This is a genomic window from Streptomyces sp. HNM0575, assembly GCF_012726265.1.
In the GTDB taxonomy this organism is placed as follows: Bacteria; Actinomycetota; Actinomycetes; order Streptomycetales; family Streptomycetaceae; genus Streptomyces.
This window is the reverse complement of sequence record NZ_JAASAG010000003.1, coordinates 174522-190164: the sequence shown is the minus strand read 5'-3', so window position 1 is coordinate 190164 and position 15643 is coordinate 174522. Positions and strand designations below refer to the sequence as shown.

The 15643-nt window shown below is 71.8% G+C and carries 13 protein-coding genes; 2 read left to right on the top strand and 11 right to left on the bottom strand.

Going from position 1 to position 15643, the window contains the following annotated elements; translation table 11 throughout:
* Window positions 1-101: 101 nt before the first annotated feature.
* Window positions 102-1931 (bottom strand): gamma-glutamyltransferase, encoded by a 1830-nt coding sequence (ggt, locus tag HCC61_RS08855; protein WP_169134753.1) that lies wholly within the window; start codon window positions 1929-1931, stop codon window positions 102-104.
* 190 nt (window positions 1932-2121) lie between these two features.
* Here ggt and HCC61_RS08850 point away from each other — a divergent pair, with 190 nt between their 5' ends.
* The gene (locus HCC61_RS08850; protein WP_169134752.1) at window positions 2122-2919 is read left to right on the top strand and encodes a hypothetical protein; all 798 of its coding nucleotides are present in this window, start codon (window positions 2122-2124) and stop codon (window positions 2917-2919) included.
* Between the two features lie 70 nt (window positions 2920-2989).
* On the opposite strand, the gene HCC61_RS08845 is transcribed toward HCC61_RS08850, so the two are convergent.
* Window positions 2990-3430, bottom strand: a complete 441-nt coding sequence (locus HCC61_RS08845) for a DUF6278 family protein (RefSeq protein WP_169134751.1) — start codon at window positions 3428-3430, stop codon at window positions 2990-2992.
* 228 nt (window positions 3431-3658) lie between these two features.
* Here HCC61_RS08845 and HCC61_RS08840 point away from each other — a divergent pair, with 228 nt between their 5' ends.
* Window positions 3659-5455 carry an SGNH/GDSL hydrolase family protein gene (locus HCC61_RS08840; protein ID WP_169134750.1) on the top strand — a complete coding sequence of 599 codons (1797 nt, stop codon included), beginning with the start codon at window positions 3659-3661 and terminating at the stop codon, window positions 5453-5455.
* 73 nt (window positions 5456-5528) lie between these two features.
* On the opposite strand, the gene HCC61_RS08835 is transcribed toward HCC61_RS08840, so the two are convergent.
* From HCC61_RS08835 to HCC61_RS08795, 9 genes are all read right to left on the bottom strand, one after another.
* A complete protein-coding gene (locus tag HCC61_RS08835) occupies window positions 5529-6320 on the bottom strand; it encodes an exodeoxyribonuclease III (RefSeq protein ID WP_169134749.1) in 792 nt (263 codons plus the stop codon).
* A gap of 10 nt (window positions 6321-6330) precedes the next feature.
* On the bottom strand, window positions 6331-6969 hold the full coding sequence (locus HCC61_RS08830; RefSeq protein ID WP_169134748.1) for an MBL fold metallo-hydrolase: 639 nt from the start codon (window positions 6967-6969) through the stop codon (window positions 6331-6333).
* Between the two features lie 79 nt (window positions 6970-7048).
* Window positions 7049-8296: a 4-carboxymuconolactone decarboxylase gene (gene pcaC, locus HCC61_RS08825; protein WP_169135196.1), complete on the bottom strand. Its 1248-nt coding sequence runs from the start codon at window positions 8294-8296 to the stop codon at window positions 7049-7051.
* 81 nt (window positions 8297-8377) lie between these two features.
* Window positions 8378-8956 (bottom strand): hypothetical protein, encoded by a 579-nt coding sequence (locus HCC61_RS08820; protein ID WP_346777099.1) that lies wholly within the window; start codon window positions 8954-8956, stop codon window positions 8378-8380.
* A complete protein-coding gene (locus tag HCC61_RS08815) occupies window positions 8953-10107 on the bottom strand; it encodes an ROK family glucokinase (protein ID WP_169135194.1) in 1155 nt (384 codons plus the stop codon). The genes HCC61_RS08820 and HCC61_RS08815 overlap by 4 nt, the downstream gene beginning before the upstream one ends.
* Window positions 10108-10418: 311 nt before the next feature.
* Window positions 10419-11294, bottom strand: a complete 876-nt coding sequence (locus HCC61_RS08810; RefSeq protein ID WP_169134747.1) for an ATP-binding cassette domain-containing protein — start codon at window positions 11292-11294, stop codon at window positions 10419-10421.
* A complete protein-coding gene (locus HCC61_RS08805; protein WP_240968714.1) occupies window positions 11291-12523 on the bottom strand; it encodes an ABC transporter permease in 1233 nt (410 codons plus the stop codon). The genes HCC61_RS08810 and HCC61_RS08805 overlap by 4 nt, the downstream gene beginning before the upstream one ends.
* Window positions 12520-13485: a substrate-binding domain-containing protein gene (locus tag HCC61_RS08800; RefSeq protein WP_169135192.1), complete on the bottom strand. Its 966-nt coding sequence runs from the start codon at window positions 13483-13485 to the stop codon at window positions 12520-12522. Before HCC61_RS08800 ends, HCC61_RS08805 begins: the two co-directional genes overlap by 4 nt.
* Before the next feature lie 217 nt (window positions 13486-13702).
* Window positions 13703-14713 carry a sugar ABC transporter substrate-binding protein gene (locus HCC61_RS08795; RefSeq protein WP_169134746.1) on the bottom strand — a complete coding sequence of 337 codons (1011 nt, stop codon included), beginning with the start codon at window positions 14711-14713 and terminating at the stop codon, window positions 13703-13705.
* Between the last annotated feature and the right edge of the window lie 930 nt (window positions 14714-15643).

Sequence of the window (15643 nt, the reverse complement as noted above, 5' to 3'; positions counted from 1 at the left end):
GCCCGGCCTGCCGCTCGCCGGCGGTACGGCGCGGCCCGTACGGCAACGGCCCGTACGCCCCGGGCCGCCGCCGTACGCCTGCGGCTCCCTGCCTCTTCGAGCTACCGCTTCGAGGGGTGCACCACCATCGCCGATCCGCCGCCGCGCCGATCCTTCTCGGCAGCGGCGAGCCAGCGGCCGCCGGGCAGCGGCTGTACGCCGGTGGCGGCGCCGATCTCGTCGATCTTCGTGAAGGAGTGCCCGAGGTCCTCCAACTGCGGCCGCAGATCGCTGTTCCACAGCTTCGGTTCGAGCTCGGTCTTCTCCGCGTTCCGCTGGCTGGCCCGCGGCGCGTTGATGGCGTCGCCCAGCGGCATGCCGCGGTCCACGTGGTTGATCATGCTCTGGAGCACGGTCGTGATGATCGTGGCGCCGCCCGGCGAGCCCAGCGCGAAGGCCGGCTTGCCGCCCTTCAGCACGATCGTCGGCGACATCGACGAGCGGGGGCGCTTGCCGGGACCGGGCAGGTTCGGGTCGTGCACGTCGGGGTCGGCGGGCTCGAAGGAGAAGTCCGTCAGCTCGTTGTTGAGCAGGAAGCCCCGGCCGGGGACGGTGATGCCGCTGCCGCCGGTCTGCTCGATCGTCAGCGTGTAGGAGACGATGTTGCCCCACTTGTCGGCCGCGGTCAGATGCGTGGTGCTGTCGCCCTCGTAGGTCGTCGGCGCGGCCTTGTCACCGGATCCGCAGTCCTCGGGGTGGCGCGGATCGCCGGGCGTCACAGGGCTCTTGAGCACCTTGTCGTCCTTGATCAGGCAGGCGCGGGAGTCGGCGAAGCGCTGCGAGAGCAGGTCCTTCGTCGGCACGTCCTCCGCCGAGGGGTCGCCGACCCAGCGGCCGCGGTCGGCGAAGGCGACCCGGCTGGCCTCGATGTAGCGGTGCAGCAGCTTCTTCTTGCTGAGCTTGCTCAGGTCGCTGCGCTCGAGGATGTTCAGCGCCTCGCCGACGGTCGTGCCGCCGGAGGACGACGGCGCCATGCCGAACACGTCGAGGCCGCGGTAGCGGGTGTGCGACGGTCCCTGCTTCTTGGCCCCGTACGCCTTGAGGTCGTCCCGCGTCAGATCGCCCGTGCGCACCTTCTTCGTGTCCGGTCCGACGGGCGGCTTGCGCACCGTCTTCACGATGTCGTCGGCGATCGCGCCGTCGTAGAGGGGGCCTATGCCCTTGCGGGCGATCGTGGCGTACGTGCGTGCCAGGTCCGGGTTGCGCAGCGTGCTGCCCGTCTTCGGCAGCTTGCCGCCGGGCATGAACAGGTCCACGGTGTCGGGGAACTTGCGGAAGCGCTTCTCGTTCTCCGCGGTCTGATCGCGGAAGGTGTCGTCGACGGTGAATCCGTCATGCGCCAGCTTCTGTGCGGGCGCGAGCACCTTGCCGAGCGGCTTGGTGCCCCACTTGCCGAGCGCCTCCTGCCAGGTGGCGGGCGTGCCGGGAGTGCCGACGCTCAGTCCGCTGGTGACGGCCTCGTCGAACGGCAGTGCCTTGCCGTCCTCCTGGAAGAGCTTCTCGTCGGCGCTCTTCGGCGCGGTCTCCCGGCCGTCGAGGGTGCGGACCTTGCCGCTGGAGGCGTCGTACGAGACGAGGTAGCCGCCTCCGCCCAGGCCCGCGGAGTACGGCTCGGTCACGCCGAGCGCGGCGGCGGTGGCCACAGCCGCGTCGACCGCGTTCCCGCCCTGCTTGAGCACCTTGATGCCGGCTGCCGACGCGTCGGCGTCCACGCTGGAGACGGCACCGCCGTAACCGACCGCGACCGGCTTCTTCGACTGCTGGTGCCCTGCCGCTGCGCCGCCGCTTCCGGTGAGGGCGGGCGCGGCGGCCGCGCCCGCCGCTGCGACGGCTGCGGTAGCCGTGAGCACGGCGATCAGTCTGGCGGAACGGCGGTTGGTGGTGCGCCGCATGGAGACCTCCTGACGAGACGGATCAGCGAAGACTAGCCCGCCGTCGCGTGCACGTCAGCCCCGGTGCGGACCCGGCTCCCGCGGCCCGCGACCGCCCCGCGCTCCCGGGCCCACCGGGCGGTCTGGTCGGGAGGCGATCCCCGGCGACTCCGGTGGGCCCGCCAAGGGCACGCATGTACGCTGCCGCCTCATGACGGAGAACCTGCCTATGGTCGTGCCGGGTGTGCTGGCGGCGGCCATCGCCATCGCCCTGGGCTGGTTCGCGCGCACATATCTGTGGCAGCGCGTACTCGCCCGCAAGCAGCGCTTCTTCGGACTGCCGGAGAACTCCGAGTGCCTGCTCGTGGTCAACCGGGACGCGGCGACCGGCGAGTGGTCCGTCGCCCGCAACGACGTCTTCGCGCTGCTGGAGCTGTCGGCCGTCGTCAAGGAGTGCGGCGCCAACGCCGACCTCATATCCCACGACATGGCACAGCAGGGCTTCGGCGAGCGCACCGAGTTCTGCATCGGCGGGCCCGTCTCGAACCGCCGTATGGCCGCGCATCTCCAGTCGCTGCTGCCCGGCGTCCAGATCGGCACCGACACCGGCAACAGCCCGGACCGCGGCTCCTTCACCATCGGCGGCGAACGGCATCTGCTGGAGTCCGGTGTGAGTGAGCACGTGCTGCTCGCGCGCCTCACGGCCGGAGAGAGCGACACGGCACGCCCCGTCTTCCTCTTCTGCGGCCAGCGCTCCGTCACCAATCAGGCCGCGGCCCGCTATCTCGCCCGCCACCACGCGCGGCTGGCCCGCAAGTACGGGCCGAACGGGAACTTCGCGCTGCTGCTGCGGGTCGTCAACTCCCAGGCGTACGGGGCCGACGTGGTCGAACTCGTCGCCGACGTCACCCGCGCCGCGACCGCTCCCGCACCGAAGAAGGCGTCCCCGCCGAAGAAGGCTTCCGACCCGGACGGCGGGCGGCGCGGCGGCCACCGCGCGAAGAGCTGATCCGGCAGCAACGGCCCACGGCGGCCCGCCCGTCGGCCGTCCGGTGGGCACCCTCGGCCGTCGGGCCCGCTCAGCCTTCGGAGAACTCCGCGTACAGCTGCGACAGCTCGGGCGTGCCGGTCTCCGCCCACGACGCCCCCTCTTCCAGTACGTCCAGCTCGCGGCCCGAGCCCAGCCGCACCACCGGCTGACCGTCCGGCCGCAGCCGCCATCCGGCGCCCGGCACCGTACGCACCAGAACCGTCCCCAGATACAGGCCCGCGTCGCTGCCGAGCCACGGTGCGACTTCGGGGTCGTCCCGCCAGCGCGGCAGGAGCTGGTCGAGGGCGGACAACGACTCGGCGGAGTCGTCGAGTTCGACGCCGGCGTCCTCCGCCTGGTCCCGCAGCAGTTCGCACTCGGAGAGCAGCTGCGCGGCTCCTTCGGGGTCGCTGGACACGGCGTCCGAGAGCGACGCGCCCTGCGCGTCCCCGTGCCTCTTACGCCAGTTGTCCAGGAAGGGGATGTTCATACGCATCAGGGTGTCATCCCCGCATGGGCGAGCACCACAGGCACGCTGTGCTGCGGACAGGGGTGCGGAAAAAACGGACGGTGTCCCGACTGGACACCTTGACGCCGCTTTGCCGTATCTCTACCTTCACCCAGCCTCGTTCGAATCGGGAGGCGCGGAAAGGGTGTTGGTGCCGGACGAAGAGAGAGGACCGTCGGCGTGCGCGGACGTCTGTGGAGTGTTCCCCTCATGATCACGGTGACCCTCGCGGCAGCCCCAGCGGCAGCAGTCGCGCAGGACCGCACGACAACAACCGCAACTACCGCCACTGATCCCACGGAGCCGCTCCCTTTGGAGCGGCTCTTCGACAATCGTGCAGTGAGTGACGACGCACACCCCGGCGACGCCGACTTCGACGGCGCGGGCAACTCCCTCTCCTCCCAGGACCTGAGAGCCGCGGGCTGGGAACCCGGGCGCCTTCTCGGACTGGACTCCGCCGCGCTGCGCTGGCCGCACACCGGCCCCGGCGAGCCCGACAACGTACGGGCCGACGGGCAGCAGGTGCGGGTGAGCGGCAGCGGCAACGCCGTATCGCTGCTCGTCGCGGGCACCTCCAGCGGCGGCCCCGGCGGCGACGTCACCGGCAGCGGCACCGTCCACTACTCGGACGGCTCCACCTCCGGCTACACGCTCTCCGCCCCCGACTGGCGCGGCGGCCCGCTCGCCACGAAGGCCGTGGCGCTGCCGCACGTCAACACCCGCTCCGGCGGGCAGCTCGGCGAGAAGGCCAAGCTGTACGCGGTGACCGTGCCGGTGCGCGAGGGCCGCAGCGTCCGTTCCGTGACGCTGCCGCGCGATCCGGGCCCGGACGGCGATCTGCACGTCTTCGCCGCGTCCGTACGGCGCGCGGAGTCGTCCTGGACGGGCAGCTGGACGACGAGCTCCGCCGGATACACCGCGGTGGGCCCCTGGGTGGACCAGACGCTCCGGCTCGTCGTGCACACCTCCGCCGGCGGCTCGCACACCCGCGTGAAGCTCGCCAACACCTTCGCCTCGGGGCCCGTGCAGATCGGGCACGCCTCGGTCGTCGTGCAGCGCGAAGGCGCCACGGGACGCGGCAAGCCCGTGCCGCTGCACTTCGGCGGGCGCGACGGCGTGCTGCTGCCGGCGGGCGGGCACGCCGTCAGCGACCCCGTGGGCTTCCAAGTGCCGCCCGACAGCAACCTGCTGGTGAGCATCCACCTGCCGGGACGGGTCGAGACGGCGCCGGTGCACAGCGAGGCCCGGCAGCACAGCTACGTCAGCGCGAGCGGCAGCGGCGACCGTACGGGCGACACCGAAGGGGCCGCGTTCACCGGCTCGTTGGAGGTGTGGCCGTTCCTCACGGGCGTCGACGTGCAGGGCGGCCCGGGGTCGGTGGTCGCCTTCGGGGACTCCATCACCGACGGGGTGCGCTCCACGCCGGACGCGAATCTGCGCTGGCCGGACGTGCTGGCGCGGCGGCTGCGGGCGCAGCAGGAGGTGCCGCGCTACGGAGTGCTCAACCAGGGCATCTCCGCGAACCGCGTGGTCTCCGACCGCTATCCCGGCGACGGCGTCAGCGACGACGCGGGCGGAGTCAGCGCCCTGCACCGGCTGGAGCGCGACGTACTGGGGCAGACGAACGCGCACACCGTCGTCGTCTTCGAGGGCATCAACGACGTGCGCTGGGGCTCCACGCCCGAGGAGGTGATCGCGGGCCTGAAGGAGGTGGCCCGGCGGGCGCACGAGCGCGGACTGCGGGTCGTCGGGGCGACGTTGACGCCGTGCGAGGGCTACCAGGACTGCTTCCCGGAAGTGGACGCCAAGCGCAACGCCGTCAACGCCTTCGTACGCGACAGCAAGGGAGCCTTCGACGCGGTGCTCGACTTCGACGCCGTCGTACGCGACCCGGCACGCCCGCAGCGGATGCTGCCCGCCTACGACAGCGGTGACCATCTGCACCCGGGCGACACGGGATACAAGGCGATGGGCGAGTCGGTGGAGCTGAGCAAGCTCGTGCCATAGCCCCGCAGGAGGGAGCCCGCAAGCGGCAGGCCGGGGCGGCGGCGAACCGCCGGCGCAGCCCCGGCCGCGCCGCTCAGCCGTCGGCCGCGATCCCGAGGTCGACGACGACCGGGGCGTGGTCGGAGGCGCCCTTGCCCTTGCGGGCCTCCCTGTCGACGTAGGCGTCCTGGACGCCCGCCGCGAACGGCGCGTTCCCATAGACCAGATCGATGCGCATGCCCCTGTTCTTGGGGAAGCACAACTGCCTGTAGTCCCAGTACGTATAGGGGTGGTCGTACTTCAGGGGGCGGGGCATCACATCGCTGAGGCCCTCCTCGCGCAGCGCCTTAAGGGCGGCCCGCTCCGGCTCGGTGACGTGGGTGGAGCCCTCGAAGGCGGAACGGTCGTAGACGTCCTCGTCGGCCGGGGCGATGTTGTAGTCGCCGAGTATCGCGAAGGGCAGATCGCCGGAGACCTCGTGGCGGGCGGCGAGACGGAGCGCCTCCAGCCACGCCAACTTGTAGTCGTAGTGCGGGTGGCCGACCTCCCGGCCGTTCGGCACGTACACCGACCACACGCGCACGCCCCCGCACGTGGCGGCGGCCGCGCGCGACTCCTGCCCGCCGTCGAAGGCCGGGCCCTCGGGGAGACCGAGGACGGTGTCGGCGAGGCCGACGCGGGAGAGCACCGCGACCCCGTTCCACCGGCCGTCGCCGTTGACCAGCGACTCGTAGCCCAGCGCCTCGACTTCGGCGGCGGGGAAGGCCTCCGCGGAGCACTTCAGCTCCTGGAGGCAGACCACATCGGGGCCGGCGGACTTCAGCCACTCCAGCAGCCGCGGCAGCCGGGCGCCGATGGAATTGACGTTCCAGGTCGCGATACGCATGCCGTGAAATCTACCGCGCGACACCGACACTCTCGCCGGGGGCCAGACGCCCGTGCTCCACGCCGCCGAGGTCGCCGATCATCCGGTCGTAGACGGGCCGCGCACGGTCGGCGAGCAGCCCGTCGTGCACGTCGAACGCGCGCCGGGGCGCCACCTCGCGCACGTAGTCGATGACCTCGGAGACCTTGCTCCAGGGCGCGTGCACCGGCAGCAGCAGCGTGTCGACGGAACGGCCCGGCACGGTCAGCGCGTCGCCCGGGTGGAACAGCGAACCGTCCACGACATAGCCGCAGTTGGCGATCCGCGGGATGTCGGGATGGATGACGGCGTGCAGCTGCCCGTGCACCTCGATCCCGAACCCGGCCGCGTCGAAGGCGTCGCCCTCACCGACGTGGTGGACCCGTCCGGGGAAGGTCGTGGCGATCTGCTCCGAGACGCTGCGGGGCGCCCAGATGTGCGCCGCCGGGTTGGCCTCCATGGCGGCGCGCAGCCTGCCCTCCTCGAAGTGGTCCGGGTGCTCGTGCGTGACCAGCACCGCATCGGCCCCGACGGCGGCGTCGTCCTCGCTGAACCCTCCCGGGTCGATGACGAGCGTCCGCCCCTCGTGCTCGATCCGTACGCAGGCGTGGCCCTTCTTGATCAGCTTCATGGGGCCCATTGTGCCCCCACGCCTGCGGCGTCCCGGCCGCCCTCGGGGCGCGACCGCCCCCGGGCACTCCTCGGGGCGCTCACTCCTCGGGGGTGGTCTCCTCGCGTATGACCTTCTGCGCCACCGCGAAGGCCGAGTTCGCCGCCGGGACGCCCGCGTAGACCGCGGTCTGGAGGAGCACCTCCTTGATCTCCTCCGGGGTGAGCCCGTTGCGCAGCGCCGCGCGCACGTGGAAGGTCAGCTCGTCGAAGTGGCCGCGGGAGACGAGCGCGGTGAGGGTGATGACGCTGCGGGTGCGCCGGTCGATGCCGGGCCTGGTCCACAGCTCGCCCCACGCGTAGCGGGTCGCGAGGTCCTGGAAGTCCTGAGTGAAGTCGTCGGCGTTCTCCTGGGCGCGGTCCACGTGCGCGTCGCCCAGGACCTCGCGGCGCACCTTCATCCCCGCGTCGTACGGGTCGGTGCGTATCGAAGCCTGCTCGCCCGGCTCCAGTTCGGCTATGGCGCCGGTCGGTCTCACGGGCTGCGGGGCGATGACGGGGGCGGGCGCCGGCGGGCCCGCGGGCGACTCCTGCCAGCTGGTGGTGAAGTGCCTGATGATCAACTCGGTGACCGCGCCCGGCTGTTCGACGGGCGTGAGGTGCGAGGCCCCGGGCACTATCGCCAGCCTCGCGTCCGGTATCCCCGCGACGAGTCCGCGGGCGTCGGCGGGCGGTGTCGCCTCGTCCTCGGCGCCGGCGACGACCAGCGTGGGCACGCCGATGCCGCTCAGCTCGCTGCGTACGTCGAAGGCGGCCAGCACCTCGCAGGCGGCGATGTAGCAGCCGGGGTCGGTCGTACGGACCATCTGCACGGCCCACTCCACGATCGCCGGCTGCGCCTCGATGAAGCCCTCGGTGAACCAACGCTCGGGCGTGGAGCGGGCGATGGGATCGAGGCCGTTCGTGCGCACGACGACGCCGCGCTGGCGCCACGCGTCGGCGGTGCCGAACCGCGGCGAGGTGGAGATCAGGGCGAGCGAGGAGAGCCGCTCGCGGGCGAGGATGCCGAGCTGGATGCCGACGGCCCCGCCGATGGAGCACCCGGCGAAGCCGAAGCGGTGGACGCCGAGGGAGTCGAGGGTGGCCAGGACGCGCTCGGCGAGCGCGGTCGCCGAGTCCGCGGGGTGTGCGGGGGCGCCGCCGTGACCGGGCAGGTCGAAGCGGAGAACGCGCCAGTTGCGGGTCAGTTCCGGGATCTGCCGGTCCCACATGTGCCAGGTCGTGCCGAGGGCCGGACCGAGCACGAGGACGGGGGCGTCGTCGGGGCCGTCGAGGCGGTGTTGCAACATCCGGTCACTCTGCTTCTCGCTCACGCGGCCACGCTACCCAGGGCTCTTCGGGGCGCGGCCGAGGGGGCATCGCTGTGTACATCAGAACTTCACGGTGGACACGACATATACACGCGGCATGTCCTTGTACGTGCGGTCCACGGTGATCGCCACGTCCGGGCGGCTGTCGCCCTGCCGGTACGTGGTGCCCGCGTAGTCGTGGCCGTCCTTCTTCAGGTCCCATCCGATCCGGTCGGCATGCTTGTCGGGGATGGTGACCTTCCCCTCCCGCAGCGCGGAGGTGTTGGTGCCGACGTCGTCGAGGAAGTCGTCGAGCTTCTTCTCCGGCACGCGGAACTGCACGTAAAGGGAGCTGGTCTGCCAGGAGTTGGCCTCGTAGAAGGCGTAGTGGCTGGACTTGGACGGCAGCGGCACGTCGTAGACGTTGCGCTGGACCTTGCTCGGCCAGCCGTAGGTGAGGTTGGTGGCGGCGGCCTTGCGCTCCTTCTCCTCGCCGCTGTCCCGGCTCGTGAAGGCCGACCTGACGAGATAGCCGCCGGGCACCGCGATCAGCAGTACGACTATGAGCAGCGTCAGGAGGCGGTGGCGCGGCCGGTGCGGGGGGCGCTGGGGCGGGCGCTGCGAGGGACGCAGGTTCTGGGGCGGCGTCGTGGTCGTCACTGGCCCACCGCCCGGCGCAGGTTGTCCGCGGCCCGCTCGTAGCGTTCGTAGCGCTCCAGGCGGCGCCGGTTGGCGCGGCGGAAGCGGCGGGCGACGAGGCGGGCGAGATCGGCCGCGCCGACCATGCCGGCCTCGGGGCCGAGCTGTGCCTTGGCGATGGTGGCCTCCGGACGGTATCCGCGGCCCGTCAGATGGCGCTTGAACGCCTCACGTGCCGGGTCGATGAGCAGTTCGTCGGCGGCGCTGACGCCTCCGCCGATCACGAAGCCGCCGGGGTCGAGGGCGGCGGCGAGGTTGGCGATGCCGACGCCCAGCCACTGGCCGATGTCCTGGAGCAGCTCGGTGCACATGGCGTCGCCGCCGCGGGCGAGTTCGGTGATGAGCGGCCCGGTGATCTCCGAGACGTGGCCGTCGACGCGCTCGATGATGCCGTACGCGACGGGCGACTCGGCAAGCGCCAGTTCGCGGGCCTCGCGCACCAGCGCGTTGCCCGAGCTGTACTGCTCCCAGCAGCCGCGGTTGCCGCAGGGGCAGCGATGGCCGCCGGGCACGACCTGCATGTGCCCGAACTCGCCCGCCACACCGTACTTTCCGCGCTTGACCTGGCCGTTCTCCAGGATCGCGCCGCCGATGCCCGTGCCGAGCGTGATCATCACCAGGTGGTCCTCGCCGCGGCCGGCGCCGAAGCGCCACTCGCCCCACGCGGCGGTGTTGGCGTCGTTGTCGACCATGACCGGCACGGCGAGACGCGCGGTGAGGGCGTCCTTGAGCGGCTCGTCACGCCACGCGAGATGCGGCGCGAAGAGCACGCGGGAGCGGTCGGCGTCCACCCAGCCGGCGGCGCCGATCCCCACGGCGTGCACGTCGTGACGGTCGGAGAGGTCCAGGACCAGTTCGGCGATGGTGTCCTCGACGACCTTCGGGCTCTTGGACTTCTCGGGCGTCTCGGCCCGCACCTGCTCCAGGATGTGGCCGTCGGCGTCGACGACCCCCGCCATCACCTTCGTACCGCCGATGTCGATGCCGACGGTGGGGACCCTGGGCGCCGACAGGGGCGAGCGCCGCTCCCGGGTGCTCACGGTCCGCAGGACGCTGGCGCTCGGCGCGGAGCGGCGGTAGAGACGGTCGCGGTCCGCGCGCTCTCTGTACATGCTCACTGCGCGGCCTTCCTCTGTGCGCGGCTGCTGGCTCTGGGCCACGGGTCGGTCGTACGGGCTGGGCAGGCGGCCGACGGCCCGGCCGGCTGATCGCGGGCCGGGCGGCGGTCGTGCCGTACAACCCCGGCCCACTCGCCGATTCTGCCTTACCGCGCGAGGCCGCGACGCCACAGGGCTCTGACCAGCGGCGATACGGGCCCGCAAGCGGCCGGTCCGGCAGCTGCTCGCGCCCGGCGGCTGCCCTGTCCGGTCCCGCGGGGCGGGGGCGACGGACGGGGAAGGGCCGTCGCCGCCGCGGCCGCCGCTCAGCCCAGGTGCTCGGGTACCGGCGCGCGCTCCAGTTCGTGGCTGAGCTGCTCCAGCTCGCTGCCGCCGGACATCTGCCGGGTCAGCTCCTCCAGCTCCAGCCCGTCCTTGCGGTGGCTGCCCGCCATCGCGCCCCGCTTGAGCAGCACGAAACGATCCCCCACGAGATACGCGTGGTGCGGATTGTGCGTGATCAGCACGACGCCGAGCCCGGCGTCCCGCGCCGCCGCCACGTACTTCAGGACCACACCGGACTGCTTGACGCCGAGCGCCGCCGTCGGCTCGTCGAGCACCAGCACCTTCGCACCGAAGTAGACGGCGCGGGCGATGGCCACGCACTGCCGCTCGCCGCCGGAGAGGGTGCCGATGGGCTGGTCGACGTCGCGCAGGTCGATGCCCATGCGCAGCAGCTCGCTGTGCGTGGTGCGGCGCATGCGGTCGACGTCGAGGCGTGCGAAGGGCCCGCGCCCCTTGGTGGGTTCCGAGCCGAGGAAGAAGTTCCGCCACACCGGCATCAGCGGTACGACGGCGAGGTCCTGGTAGACGGTGGCGATGCCGCGGTCCAGGGCCTCGCGCGGTGAGGAGAGTCGGGCCTCCTCGCCGTTGATGCGGAACGTGCCCGCGTCGTGCTGGTGCAGACCCGCGACGATCTTGATGAGGGTCGACTTGCCGGCGCCGTTGTCGCCGAGCACGCACGTGATCTCGCCCGCGGCGACCTGGAGCGAGACGTCCTCCAGGGCACGGATGTTGCCGTAGAACTTGCTGACGTCGGTCAGCTCCACGAGCGGCACGGCCGGGGCCGCGTCCTGTACGTCCGCCACGTTCCCGTCCTTTTCCGGCTCCTGCGCCTTCTCCCGCTCCTTCTCCGTGCTCATCGGTTCGCCTCCGCACGCTTGCGTATGTACGCGTTCAGCAGCACGGCGACCAGCAGCATCGCCCCGAGGAAGAACTTGAACCAGTCGGCCTCCCACTGCGCGTACACGATGCCCTTGCTCGTCATGCCGAAGATGAACGCCCCCACCGCGGCGCCGACCGCCGAGCCGTAGCCGCCGGTCAGCAGGCAGCCGCCGATGACGGCCGCGGCGATGTAGATCAGCTCGTTGCCCACGCCCTCGCCGGACTGCACGACGGCGTAGTTGAAGAGCAGATGCTGGCCGGATATCCACGCGCCCAGCGCCACCCCGAGATAGAGGCCGATCTTGGTACGGGCGACCGGGACGCCGACCGCGCGGGCGGTGTGCTGGCCGCCGCCGACGGCGAAGATCCAGTTGCCGGCCTTCGTGCGCAGCAGCAGCCACGTCGCCAGCGCCACCAGTGCCAGCCACCACACGACGGTGATCTGGATGTCGGCGGAGCCGATCGTCAGCTCGGACGCGAAGACCGCCTTCGCCGAGCTGAAGCCCTCCATGTCGGAGATCGTCTTGGTGGTGACGGTGCGGCTGATGAGCTTCGTGAGGCCGAGGTTGAGTCCCGTGAGCATCAGGAACGTGCCGAGCGTGATGATGAAGCTCGGCAGCTTCGTACGCACGAGCATGTAGCCGTTGAACAGGCCGAGGCCCAGCGTCACGAGCAGCGATACGCCCACTCCCACCCAGACGTTCGCCGTCATCTGGTAGCTGAACATCGAGGAGACCAGTGACGAGCTGGTGACCATCACGCCGGTCGACAGGTCGAACTCGCCGCCGATCATCAGCAGCGCCACCGGCACCGCCATGATCCCGAGGGTGGAGGAGGCGTAGAGGATCGTGGAGAGGCTGGAGGCGCGCAGGAAGCTGTCGGCGATCACCGAGAAGACGACGAAGACGGCGATCGCGCCCACGACGGCGCCGAGTTCGGGGCGTCCCAGCAGCCGCTGGAGCAGCGAACGGTGTACGAGGCGCTCGTCGCCGCCCGCGGCCTCGCCTTGGCCCTGGCCGGTGCGGCCGGCGGTGTCCGCGGTGCCGGAGCTGCCGGGGCCGCCGGGGCCGCCGGGCGCCTTGGCGTCGGCCGTGGTGCCGGCCTTGGCGTCGCCGGCGGGGACGCCGGCCGCCTCGGCCGTGCCCGTGCCGCCGCCGTCCCCCGCACCGGAGGCGCCGGGTGGAGTGGGTGTGGATGCAGCCGTCATCGCGTGCCCCGCTTCGTGTACTTCTGCAAGGTGGATGCGTCCTTCTTCGTGAGGATCTGCGGGCCGGTCAGCACGGGCTTGCCGCCGCCCAGCATGTTGGCGTTGTAGCGCTCGGCCCACAGCAGGTCGACCGCCTCGTACCCCTGGAGGTAGGGCTGCTGGTCCACGGCGAATCCGATCGAGCCGTCCTTGAGCCCCCTGGCCGCCTGGTCGTTGAGGTCGAAGGTGACGGTCTCGGCCTTGCTGCCCGCGCTGTCGGCGGCCTTGACGGCGGTCGGCGCGAAGGGCGCGCCCAGCGTCACCACCGTGTCGATCTTGCGGTCCGCCTGGAGCTCGGCCTCCAGGGAGGACTCCACGGCCGGCATGTTCGTACCGTCCGCGTGGAGGTTGCGCACCTCGCCGTCGAAGGTCTTGCGAATGCCCCGGCAGCGCTCCTCGTGGCCGACGTTGCCCTGCTCGTGCAGGAGGCACACGGCCTTCTTGCGGCCGCGCTCGTTCAGCTCCCGTCCGACGGCCTCGCCCGCGACCTCCTCGTCCTGTCCGATGTGGGCGAGCGCGCCGTACGCCTTCGACTTGTCCTGGCCGGAGTTGACGGTGACGACGGGGATCCCCGCCTTCTCCGCCTTCTTCAGGGCGCCCTTGATCGCCTCCGGCTTGGCGAGGGAGACGATCAGGCCGTCCACCTCGTTGTCCACGGCGGCCTTGACCAGCTGGGCCTGGCGGCCCGCTTCCTTGTCGTGCGAGTAGCTGAAGTCGATGTTGTCCTTCACCGCCGCCTGCTTCGCGCCGCTCTGGACGATGTCCCAGAAGGTGTCGCCCTCGCCGGAGTGGCTCACCATGGCGATCTTCCAGCGCGGTGTGCCGACGGCGGCGTGGCCCGAGACGGCCGCGTCGCGCTGCTTCTCCGCGCGCAGTCCGCCGGTGCTGCTGCATCCCGCGAGCGCGACGGACGCGAGGAGCAGGGCCGCGGTCGCGGCCCGGGCGGCGCGTGTTCCGGTACTCCTGCGCGTACTGCTGCGCGCGGGTGCGCACGCGCGGTCCCTCCGGAACCCTTCCAGCCTTGACACGTACTGCCGACCTCTCGATACGGGTGCTTCTGTCCGGCCCGGCGCCCGCGGCGGCCACCGGTACCGGCGCGGACGTCCGCGCCAGTATCGGCGACCCCTGTCCGGTGTCCGCTCACCGGGTCCCGCGCTTGGTGTACTTCTCCAGCCGCGGCACGTCCTTGCTGGTGACGATCTGCGGGCCGGTCAATACCGGCTTGCCGCCGCCCAGTTCGTTGGCGTTGTACGAGTGGAGCCAGAGGGCGTCCACCGCCTCGTACCCCTGGAGATAGGGCTGCTGGTCGACCGCGAAGCCGAAGCTCTTGTTCTTCAGGCCCTGCACGACCTGCGCGTTGAGATCGAAGGTGTCGATCTCCGCCTTGCTGTCGGCCTCCTCCTTCGCCTTGGCCGACGTCGCCGCGAAGGGGGCGCCGAGAGTGAGCACGGTGTCGATGCCGTCGTCCGACTCGAGCTTGGCCTCCACGGACGACTGCACGTCCGGCATGTTCGTGCCGTCGACGTTGATCGTGCTCATCTCGCCGTCGAAGGTCTTCTTCGCCCCGTCGCAGCGCTGCTCCAGCGACACGTTGCCCTGCTCGTGGATGACGCACAGGGCCTTCTTGCGGTCGCGCTTGTTCAGCTCCTCGCCGACGGCCTCGCCCGCGATCGCCTCGTCCTGCCCGATGTGCGAGAGCGCACCGAACTCCTTCGAGTGCTCTCCCCCGGAGTTGATGGTGATGACCGGGATCCCGGCCTTCACGGCCTTCTTCAGGACGCCCTTCATCGCGTCCGGCTTGGCGAGGGTGACGATCAGTCCGTCCACCTTCTTGTCGACGGCCGACTTCACGAGCTGCGCCTGGCGGCCCGCCTCGTCGTCGTGCGAGTAGTCGAACTGGACGTTGTCCTTGCGGGCCGCGTCCTTCGCTCCGCTCTGCACGATGTCCCAGAAGGTGTCGCCCTCACCGGAGTGCGAGACCATCGCGATCGTCATCCGCGGGGTGTCGACACCCTTGCCGCCGCCCGCGCCGTCGCTCTGCTCCTCGCCGCCCTTGCCGCCGGAGCTGCTGCAACCGGCGGCGAGAAGCGCCGCACTCGTCAGGGCCGCGGCCACCGTTGTCGCTCTACGTGCTCTACGCCGAAGGACCATGAGCGGAGTTCTAGCCGGGGCCGGAGCGGGGCGTCAATACTTTGTCCGAACATTCTCCATGAGAGTTTGTCCGAACAAAGGGGGGCGGCCTGCGGCCTGGGCTTGCGAAGTGGGGCCCGGCCCGACGCGCAGCGCGGGCGGGCCCCGCCCCGGGACCCGGCAACCTTGGGTTGCGGGGCCTCCGTCCCCGGGCCCGGGGGGGCGCAGTCAGCGCTCATTGGCGGGCGATCGGGGGGGCGGACCCCAACCCGGGCCGCCCGCACGGGGGTTGACACCGCTGCCGACACGGACCGGCGCTCCGGCACGGGACCCCGGCGGCACGCGGGCCGGGCTCGGGCGCCCACCAGCGCTCACCGACGGACAGCCGGGAAAGCCCCAACCCGGGTTGCCCGCACGGGAGTTGGCGCACCCGCCAACGCACCGAGGTCGGAACCGGACCTCTGGTCCGGCGGCACGCTCCGGCGCACATTGGCCGCGACTCGCGAACTCGCCGAACCCGAACTGCCCGCAGGAGAGTTGGCCGCGGGGTGCCCGACCTGGGCCTCGGGGCGAGCGTGCGCCGGTCGCGAGGGCGACCAGCGCGGGAGCCTGGCGCGGGTCGAGAAGAACCCAGCACTCCTGGGAACGTGCTCGCCGCCGCGGCCGGACCTCCCGCGGGCGGCCCCGGACACGCGGACGCCGGCAAGGACCCCTCGGGCCGACGGGCTGGACCGCGGCGATGCCTCGGGGCGAACCCGGGCCGCCCGCAAGGGAGTTGGCCCGGAGTGCCTGGCCTGGGCTTCGCTGCAAACGTGCGCCGGTCGCGGGGACGACCAGCGCGGGAGCCTGGCGCGGGTCGAGAAGAACCCAGCACTCCTGGGAACGTGCTCGCCGCCGCGGCCGGACCTCCCGCGGGCGGCCCCGGACACGCGGACGCCGGCAAGGACCCCT